We start from the raw sequence: 10,399 nt of genomic DNA on the forward strand, positions 1-10,399 counted from the left end.
ACAGTTATCAGCTTTTGTGCTATAATTGCTATAATATAGTAAAAAGTAAGAGGAGTGTGAGGAAGTGGAAAAGAAAATTGTGAAGGATATTTTGTTTTTATCTCAGGTGTCTCAGCCGGCAAGTCAGGAAGACCTTTATCTTGCCAGAGATTTGCAGGATACACTCTTAGCAAATCGTGAGACTTGTGTTGGTCTGGCTGCCAATATGATTGGGGTGCAGAAGCGCGTGATTATCTTTAATCTTGGCTTGGTTCCCGTGGTCATGTTTAATCCAGTGCTCCTGTCCTCTGAAGGATTTTATGAGACAGAGGAAGGCTGTTTGTCATTGACAGGTGTGAGACCTACTAAGCGTTATGAAACCATAAGGGTGTCCTATCGGGACAGTAAGTGGCAGGAACAGTTCATGACCTTGACAGGCTTCCCAGCACAGATCTGCCAGCATGAACTGGATCACTTGGACGGACGAATCATTTAGGAGGAAAGCAAATGAAACGGATAGTCTTTGAACTTATTTTTATCGCAACGACCTGGTATATCTTTTTACCGCCTCTTAACCTGACCAGCTGGGAATTTCTCTTTTTCCTCTGTGGGCATTTGCTGCTTGTAGCAATTTTATTTGGCTTTGGCAAGGGGATAAACCTTGTAAAAACAGTCCATGTGCGCCACGGTAAGGCGGAAGCTGCTTTAAATTTTGAGGGTTTCAAAATCAATCGGTTAGGTAAAGTTCTTTTTGCTTCTATTGGAGGGATTCTTCTCTTGGCTGGTTTAGTTTCCTTGGTGACTTCTAGTATTTTTCAGGCTAAAAATTATGCTAATGTAGTCACGGTTACGGAAAAAGACTTTACTGAATTTCCTAAGACTGATACCAGTAAGGTTCCTATTCTAGACAGAAGTACTGCTGAAAAAATTGGTGACCGCTACTTGGGTTCCCTGACGGATAAGGTGTCGCAGTATGTGGCAGCAGACACCTATACTCAACTAACGATTGACGGGAAGCCTTATCGGGTTACACCGTTAGAATACGCAGACCCTATCAAATGGTTTAATAATCAAGCTAAGGGAATCGGCGAGTATATCAAGGTGGACATGGTCACAGGAAATGCCAATTTGGTGGACTTGAAGACACCAATCAAGTATTCTGATTCAGAGTATTTTAACCGCGACGTCAAACGTCACCTGCGCTTGAAGTACCCAACCAAAATCTTCAAGACTCCATCTTTCGAGGTGGACGATGAGGGCAATCCTTTCTATGTAGCAACGGTTTACCAAAAGCAATTTGGACTTGCGGTTCCTCGTCCTGTTTCAGTCATTATCTTGGATGCTACAAATGGAGAAACCAAGGAATACAGCTTATCAGATGTTCCAGAATGGGTGGACAGGGTTTATCCAGCAGAGGAAACCATCGAGCAAATCAACTATAACGGCAAGTACAAGGACGGTTTCTGGAATGCCATGATTTCCAAGAAAAACGTGACCCAGACTACCAAGGGCTATAATTACTTGTCTATCGGTAATGACATCTATCTCTACACAGGTGTGACATCGGCCAATGCAGATGAAAGTAATCTTGGTTTCATTCTTGAAAATATGCGAACAGGAGAAATCACCAAGTACAGCTTGGCTTCTGCGACCGAAGAATCAGCCCGTGAATCAGCCGAAGGTGCTGTTCAGGAGAAATCCTACAAGGCAACCTTCCCAATCCTTATTAACCTCAATGACAAGCCTTTGTACATCATGGGCTTGAAGGACAATGCTGGATTGGTCAAAGAGTATGCTTTGGTAGACGCAGTCGAGTACCAAAATGTTATCGTAGCAACGACAGTGGAAGAGCTGCTTAGCAAGTATGCTAATAAAAACGACCTTGAAATTGACAATGAAACCAAAGAAAGTATCAAGGGTGTGGTAGCAGACCTCAAATCAGCTGTTATCAAGGGAGATACCGTCTACTTCTTTAAAGTTGATGGCAAGATATACAAGGTCAAGGCTTCTGTATCTGATGAACTTCCTTACCTAGAAAATGGTAAAAACTTTGAAGGTCAAGTAGGAAAAGATAATTATCTTAAGACCTTTAAAGTACAGTAAGAGAAGAGGTTGGAGAAAAATCTCAATTTCAGGAAAAAATGAAGTAAATCTTTCCATAATAGACGCATAGTATCAAGTTTTTCAACACTTGATATGATGCGTTTTTCTGATTTTTAAGACTTTTCCCAGTTTCTTTTCAGATGAATTTCTTGGTAGTGGCTAAAAAATATGCTACACTATCAATATGAAAATTTTAATCCCAACAGCAAAAGAAATGAACACAGACTTGCCAAGTATCGAAGCTGCTCCTTTAAAACCAGAAAGTCAGGCTGTGCTGGATGCCTTGGCTCTCTATTCTGCTAGTCAATTGGAGAGTTTTTACAAGGTTTCAGCTGAGAAGGCAGCGGAAGAATTTCAAAATATCCAAGCTTTAACAAGCCAAACTGCCCAACACTATCCAGCCTTGAAACTTTTTGATGGGCTTATGTACCGTCATATCAAGAGAGACAAATTGACCGAGGCCGAACAAGCCTATCTTGAAAATCATGTCTTTATTACCTCGGCTTTGTACGGAGTCGTTCCAGTCTTGTCACCTATGTCACCTCACCGTTTGGACTTTTTGATGAAGTTAAAAGTCTCTGGTAAGACTTTGAAAAGCCACTGGAAGGCATCCTATGGTGGAGCTGTGGAGAAAGAAGAAGTGATTTTCTCCCTCTTGTCATCAGAGTTTGAAACTGTATTTTCTAAGGAAATCAGAGAAAAGATGGTGACCTTTAAATTCATGGAGGACAAGGGTGGTCAGCTGAAGATTCATTCAACTATTTCCAAGAAAGCGCGTGGTGCCTTCCTGACAGCTCTGATCGAAAATCAAGTACAGACGGTGGAGGAAGCTCGGCGTTTAAGCTTTGCAGGATTTGAGTACCGAGAAGACTTGTCCCAGCCACAGGAATTGATTTTTGTAAAGGAAGTCTGAAAAGAGAAAAATTCAAATTGAGGCTCAACTTCTTCGTTTTTAAAACGCATGAGGTTGGATAAAAAGTCTTTAAAATCAGAAAAATGCATATTATCAGATATTGAAAAAATTTGATGATATGTATTTTATTTTTCTAGAGTATTTTGGAGATGTTATACTTTAATTTTATTAGGATTGAAAGAAAAAATTAGTCATTTCCTATCTTTTCTATTGCTTTATCGGCCATCGTTTGTTATATTAAAAGTGTAATTATTTTTTATTTAATGATGTAAGTGTTGCACTTTTTAGACAGAAAGGAGTATTTTTTTAAATAGCAGATGTAAACGCTTACGTATATAGTGAAAGGATTTAGGACTTAATGGATAAAGGATTGTTTGAAAAACGTTGTAAATATAGTATTCGAAAATTTTCATTAGGGGTTGCTTCTGTCATGATTGGTGCAGCTTTCTTTGGAACTAGTACTGTCCTAGCAGATTCTGCACAAACAGGTTCAACAGCAAATATCCCGGCTGATTTGGCTGCAGCTCTTGCAAATGCTAAAGAGGACGGAGGGCATGATTTTGAAGCACCAAAAGCTGGTGAAGACCAAGGTTCTCCTGAAGTAACTGAAGGACCAAAGACTGAAGAAGAATTACTGGCAAAAGAAAAAGAAACTGCAATAAGCTCATCAACTTCAGATACTCTTCCTGATGAACTACGTGGAAAACTTGATAAGGCTGAAGAAAATGGTCATGCTGCATCAAAAGAAGACTTAGAAAAAGAAGATAAAAGTTTAGTTCCAGAAGATGTCGCTAAAACAAAAAATGGAGAATTAAACTATGGTGCGACTGTTGAAATTAAAAGCGCTGCGGGGATTGGCAGTGGTATCGTTATTGGGGAAAATCTAGTTTTATCTGTTTCTCATAACTTTATCAAAGATGTTCCAGATGGTAATAATCGTAAGGTAGCTGATAATGTTGAGAGTGATGGAGATGTCTATACAGTTTCTTACAAAGGAGCACCAGATGTCAAATTTAGTAAGAATGATGTAAAACACTGGGACCGTGAAGGCTTCCTCAAAGGCTATAAAAATGACTTGGCAATTGTTAAGCTTCGTACACCTCTTGCAAATGCTCCCGTTGAAGTGACTGAGAAGCCTGCTACAACTAAGGTAGGAGATAAGGTTCATGTATTTGGATATCCAAAAGGAGAACTCGATCCAATTCTGAATACAACTGTTGAGGACATTAACAATCACGGAGAAGGTGTTCGTGGGATTAGCTATCAAGGAAGTGAACCAGGTGCTAGTGGTGGCGGAATCTTCGATGAAAATGGGAAATTGATTGGTATCCACCAAAACGGTGTCTCTGGTAAACGTAGTGGAGGTATTCTCTTCTCACCTGCTCAGCTAGAGTGGATCCAAAACTATATCAAGGGTATTGAAACAACGAAACCAGCTGGTCTAGATGCTCTCGATAAACAAGTGGAAAACAAGGAAGAAAAACCAAAAGAGGACAAACCAAAAGAAGAAAAACCAGCTGACAATAAGCCGGCAGAAAACAAACCAGCAGAAAATAAACCTGCTGAAAACAAGCCCGCTGAAACTAAACCGAGTGAATCAAAAGAAGTCACTCCCGAATGGAAAACAGTTGAAAAGAAAGAACAACAGGGAGCAGTAACTGTCCGCGAAGAAAAAGGAGTTCGTTACAACCAACTAGCTTCAACTGCTCAAAATGACAATGGTAAAAAACCAGCCTTGTTTGAAAAAGCTGGTTTGACAGTAGATGCTAATGGGAATGCTACCGTTGATTTGACCTTTAAAGAAGAATCCGAAACAGGTAAGTCTCGCTTTGGTGTCTTCATGAAATTTAAAGACACAGATAATAACGTTTTTGTAGGATATGACCAAGGTGGATGGTTCTGGGAATACAAGACAAATGGTAGTGGGCTTTGGTATCAAGGTGGACGTGTTGCAGCTCCAGTAAATGGATCTGAGAACCATTTGACGATCAGTCTCAAATCAGATGGACAGCTCAATGCAACTAATAATGATGTGAAACTTTTTGACACAGTGACCTTGCCATCTGCAGTAAATGACAAACTAAAAGATGAGAAGAAAATCGTTCTTAAAGCTGGAACCTATAATAGTAGTGAAAGAACAATTGTCAATGTCAAAACTGACAACCAAGAGGGAGTTAAAACAGATCAAGAATCCACTAAAAAAGAAAAGGGCGATACAGTAGATGATAGCAATGTAAAATACGACACTATTCAATCTACAGTATTGAAAGCAGTTATCGACCAAGCCTTCCCACGTGTTAAAGAATATGTTCTAAATGGAAACAAGCTCCCAGGACAAGTGCAACCAATTAATAAAGTTGTGATCAACAAGCACGCTGTGACTCCTGAAGTTACCTATAAAAAGGTCAATGCAACGACTGCTGAATATGAGATGAAACTCCGTGATGAGCCTAATCTAATCAATGCAGATATGACTGTTCGTTTGCAAGTAGTGGATAACCAACTTCACTTTGATGTGACTAAGATTGTAAACCATAACCAAGTTACGCCAGGACAAAAGATCGATGATGAAAGAAAGCTACTCTCATCTATTAATTTCTTAGGAAATTCACTTGTTTCGGTTTCAAGCGACCAAACTGGGGCTAAGTTTGATGGGGCAACTATGTCAAATAACACGCATGTCAGTGGAGATGACCATATTGCTGTAACCAATCCAATGAAGGACTTGGCTAAGGGCTATATGTATGGATTTGTTTCTACGGATAAACTTGCTGCAGGTGTTTGGAGCAATTCTCAAAACAGCTACGGTGGTGGTTCGAATGACTGGACTCGTTTGACAGCATTCAAACAAACTGTTGGAAATACAAACTATGTAGGAATCCAAAGTTCCGAATGGCAATGGGAAAAAGCTTATAAGGGCATTGTCTTCCCAGAATATACGAAGGAACTTCCAAGTGCCAAGGTTGTTATCACAGAAGATGCCAATGCTGATAATAAAGTAGACTGGCAGGATGGAGCTATTGCTTATCGTAGCATCATGAACAACCCTCAAGGTTGGGAAAAAGTTAAAGACATTACAGCTTACCGTATCGCTATGAACTTTGGTTCACAAGCGCAAAACCCATTCCTCATGACCTTGGATGGTATCAAGAAGATTAACCTTCATACAGATGGTCTTGGTCAAGGTGTACTTCTTAAGGGATACGGAAGTGAAGGACATGACTCTGGACACTTGAACTATGCAGACATCGGTAAACGTATTGGTGGTGTTGAAGACTTCAAGGCTTTGATTGAGAAAGCGAAGAAATATGGTGCCCACCTCGGTATCCACGTCAACGCTTCAGAAACCTATCCTGAGTCTAAATATTTTAATGAAGATATTCTTCGTAAGAATCCAGATGGTAGTTACAGCTATGGATGGAACTGGTTAGATCAAGGAGTTAATATTGATGCTGCTTATGACTTGGCGCATGGACGCTTAGCTCGCTGGGAAGAGTTGAAGAACAAACTTGGTGAAGGTCTCGACTTTATCTATGTGGACGTTTGGGGAAATGGTCAATCAGGAGATAATGGTGCCTGGGCTACCCACGTTCTTGCTAAAGAAATCAACAAACAAGGTTGGCGCTTTGCGATTGAGTGGGGTCATGGTGGTGAATACGACTCTACCTTCCAACACTGGGCAGCTGACTTGACCTACGGTGGCTATACTAATAAAGGTATCAACAGTGCTATCACGCGCTTTATCCGTAACCACCAAAAAGATTCTTGGGTTGGGGACTACAGAAGTTATGGTGGTGCAGCTGACTACCCACTTCTAGGCGGTTATAGCATGAAGGACTTCGAAGGATGGCAAGGACGTAGTGATTATAACGGTTATGTAACAAACTTGTTTGCTCATGACGTCATGACTAAGTACTTCCAACACTTCACAGTCAGCAAATGGGAAGATGGCAAACCAGTAACTATGACTGATAATGGTAGTACCTATAAATGGACTCCAGAAATGAAAGTCGAGTTGGTCGATGCTGCAAATAACAAGGTTGTGGTAACTCGTAAATCCAATGATGTCCACAGTCCACAATATCGTGAACGTACAGTAACACTTAATGGACGTGTTATCCAAGATGGTTCAGCTTACTTGACTCCATGGAACTGGGATGCAAATGGTAAGAAACTTGCTAGTGACAAGGAAAAAATGTACTACTTCAATACTGAAGCAGGTGCAACAACTTGGACACTTCCTAGCGACTGGGCAAATGGCAAGGTTTACCTTTATAAACTAACTGACCAAGGTAAGACTGAGGAAAAAGAAGTTGTCGTGAAAGACGGTAAGATTACTCTTGATCTAACTGCAAATCAGCCATATGTTCTCTATCGTTCAAAACAAACCAATCCTGAAATGTCATGGAGTGAGGGTATGCATATCTATGACCAAGGATTTAACAGTGGAACTTTGAAACACTGGACTATTTCTGGTGATGCTTCTAAGGCAGAAATTGTCAAATCACAAGGCGCAAATGAAATGCTTCGTATCCAAGGCAACAAGAGCACAGTCAGCCTTACTCAGAAACTGACTGGTTTGCAACCAAATACTAAGTATGCTGTTTATGTCGGTGTTGATAACCGTAGTAATGCTAAGGCAAGTATCACAGTGAATACTGGTGAAAAAGAAGTGACTAGCTATACCAATAAGTCACTAGCTCTTAACTATGTTAAGGCATATGCCCATAATACTCGTCGTGACAATGCTACAGTTGACGATACAAGTTACTTCCAAAACATGTATGCCTTCTTTACAACAGGTTCAGATGTATCAAATGTCACTCTTACTTTGAGTCGTGAAGCTGGTGATGAAGCAACTTACTTTGATGAAATTCGTACCTTTGAAAACAATTCAAGTATGTACGGAGATAATCATGATACAGCTAAAGGAACATTTAAACAAGACTTTGAAAATGTCGCTCAAGGTATTTTCCCATTTGTAATTGGTGGTATCGAAGGAGTTGAGGATAATCGTACTCACTTATCTGAAAAACATGATCCATATACACAACGTGATTGGAATGGTAAGAAAGTCGATGATGTTATCGAAGGAAATTGGTCATTGAAGACAAATGGGCTAGTTAGCCGTCGTAACTTGGTTTACCAAACAATTCCTCAAAACTTCCGTTTTGAAGCTGGTAAGACTTATCGTGTAACCTTTGAATACGAAGCAGGATCTGACAATACCTACGCCTTTGTAGTCGGTAAGGGTGAATTCCAGTCAGGTCGTCGCGGTAATCAAGCAAGCAATTTGGAAATGCATGAATTGCCAAATACTTGGACAGATTCTAAGAAAGCTAAGAAGGTAACCTTCCTCGTAACAGGTGCAGAAACAGGCGATACATGGGTAGGTATCTACTCTACAGGCAATGCAAGCAACACACGTGGAGACTCTGGTGGTAATGCGAACTTCCGTGGCTACAATGACTTCATCATGGACAGACTTCAAATTGAAGAAATTGTTTTGACAGGTAAGATGATGGCAGAAAATGCTGTTAAGAACTACCTTTCGACTGTTTCGATGGAGAACTATACTAAAGAAACAATGGATGCTTTGAAAGAGGCTGTCTTTAACCTTAGTCAAGCAGACGATGATATTAGTGTAGAAGAAGCTAAAGCAGAAATCGCTAAGGTCAATGCTCTTAAAGATGCTTTAGTGATGAGGAAAACAGCTCTTGTGACAGATGACTTTGCAAGCCTAAGCGCTCCTGCTCAGGCTGGTGAAGGTCTTGCAAATGCCTTTGATGGAAACTTATCTAGTTTATGGCATACATCATGGGGCGGAGGAGATGTTGGTAAACCAGCTACAATGATTTTGAAAGAACCGACTGAAATTACTGGTCTCCATTATGTTCCACGTGGTTCTGGTTCAAACGGTAATCTGAGAGATGTGACTCTTGTCGTAACGGATGAAACAGGCAAGGAACATACTTTCAATGCAACAAATTGGGCTGACAATAACAAACCTAAAGATATCAACTTTGGCAAGACGATCAAAGCTAAGAAAATTGTTCTAACAGGAACACGAACTTACGGAGATGGTGGTAATCAATATCAATCAGCTGCAGAATTGGTCTTCACTCGTCCACAAGTGACTGAAGCAGGTCTTGATACTACAGCTTATGAAGCTGCCTTAGCTAAAGCTCAAAAATTGGCTGATAAGAGCAATCAAGAGGAAGTAGCAAGTGTTGTTGCCAGCATGAAATTTGCAACAGATAACCATCTCTTAACAAATAGAATGATTAAATACTTTGCAGATTATCTTGCTCAATTGAAAGATGAAACATCTACTCCAACTCCAGAACCGAAACCTGAAACTCCAACATCAAGCAAAGATGAGGAGACAGCACCAATTCTCGAAGTGCCTGAGTATAAAGGGCCGATTGGAACAGCTGGTGAAGAAGCTGCTCCAACACTAGCAGTTCAGCCAGAATTTAATGGTGACGTCAATGCGGCAGAAGCAGCTGTCAATGAAGTTCCAGAATATACAGGTGCAATGGGAACAGCAGGTGACCAAGCAGCACCTACGGTAGACAAGCCAACTGAAGAGGTTCGTGTCTTATCAGATAAATCAACAGGAGTTGTAGTTGCAGGACTAGCAAGAGATTTTATACCAGACATGCATCTTCAAGTTCAAAAAGTAACAGACCAAAGCCTACAAGGTATGGAATTTGATGCTTATGCTCTTCAGTTGGTAGATAAGGATAATCATAAGGTTCAGCCGAAAGGTGCAGTCCTTGTTAGAGTACCAGTTTCTGGTGAAGTGGCCGGGGTATACTATACCGCATCAGGTGAGTCAGTGAACTTTACAAATGGTCAAGGAACAATTGAATTCACAACTAGTCAACTAGGACATTATGCAGTAGTTTATAAACCAGTTTCTAAACAACAGAGCCCATTAGCTGATGAGCCTGGAGGAAATGCACAAACTCCATCTACTGGGGAAGCAGGAGGAAATGCACAGACTCCATCTACTGGGGAAGTTGGAGGTAAGTCACAAATTCCATCAACAGATCAATTCAATCAGAAGCAGCAGAGTTCAGCAGCACAATCAGTTGATAGGTCTAAACCAAGAATGAAGATAGAAGAAGCAAAAGAAGAAATGAAGGCTAAACTTCCAGACACTGGAACTAGTAAGTCAGATCATCTTTTCTTCCTTGCCAGCCTCAGTCTAGCAATGTCTACTCTATTTCTTGCAAAGAGAAAAGAAGATTAGAATATACAGGAGTTTTCATTAAAAGGGAGCTCAAACTCTCTGCTTGTTCTAGTGGAGAAAAAAGAATACCCAGAGAGGACCTCTAGGTTCTCTCTTTTTCTAAAGGGAAATGAGAACGTTTACGATTGTGAGCGTATGAAAGGAAA

4 protein-coding genes are annotated in these 10,399 nt (G+C 40.5%); all 4 read left to right on the forward strand.

Translation table 11 applies throughout. The features are described from left to right. Positions 1 to 64: 64 nt before the first annotated feature. The 4 genes from RYL77_RS00985 (at position 65) to RYL77_RS01000 (ending at position 10,253) form a co-directional block, all read left to right on the forward strand. Positions 65 to 475 (forward strand): peptide deformylase, encoded by a 411-nt coding sequence (locus tag RYL77_RS00985; protein ID WP_315009177.1) that lies wholly within the window; start codon positions 65 to 67, stop codon positions 473 to 475. Positions 476 to 486: 11 nt separating this feature from the next. After that, the gene (locus RYL77_RS00990; protein WP_315009178.1) at positions 487 to 2,082 is read left to right on the forward strand and encodes a hypothetical protein; all 1,596 of its coding nucleotides are present in this window, start codon (positions 487 to 489) and stop codon (positions 2,080 to 2,082) included. Positions 2,083 to 2,266: 184 nt separating this feature from the next. After that, complete coding sequence (gene yaaA, locus RYL77_RS00995; RefSeq protein ID WP_315009180.1) at positions 2,267 to 2,995, forward strand: peroxide stress protein YaaA; 729 nt, start codon at positions 2,267 to 2,269, stop codon at positions 2,993 to 2,995. A gap of 358 nt (positions 2,996 to 3,353) precedes the next feature. After that, positions 3,354 to 10,253, forward strand: a complete 6,900-nt coding sequence (locus tag RYL77_RS01000; RefSeq protein ID WP_315009182.1) for a SpGH101 family endo-alpha-N-acetylgalactosaminidase — start codon at positions 3,354 to 3,356, stop codon at positions 10,251 to 10,253. Positions 10,254 to 10,399: the final 146 nt, after the last annotated feature.

The organism is uncultured Streptococcus sp., assembly GCF_963516515.1.
Lineage (GTDB): Bacteria > Bacillota > Bacilli > Lactobacillales > Streptococcaceae > Streptococcus.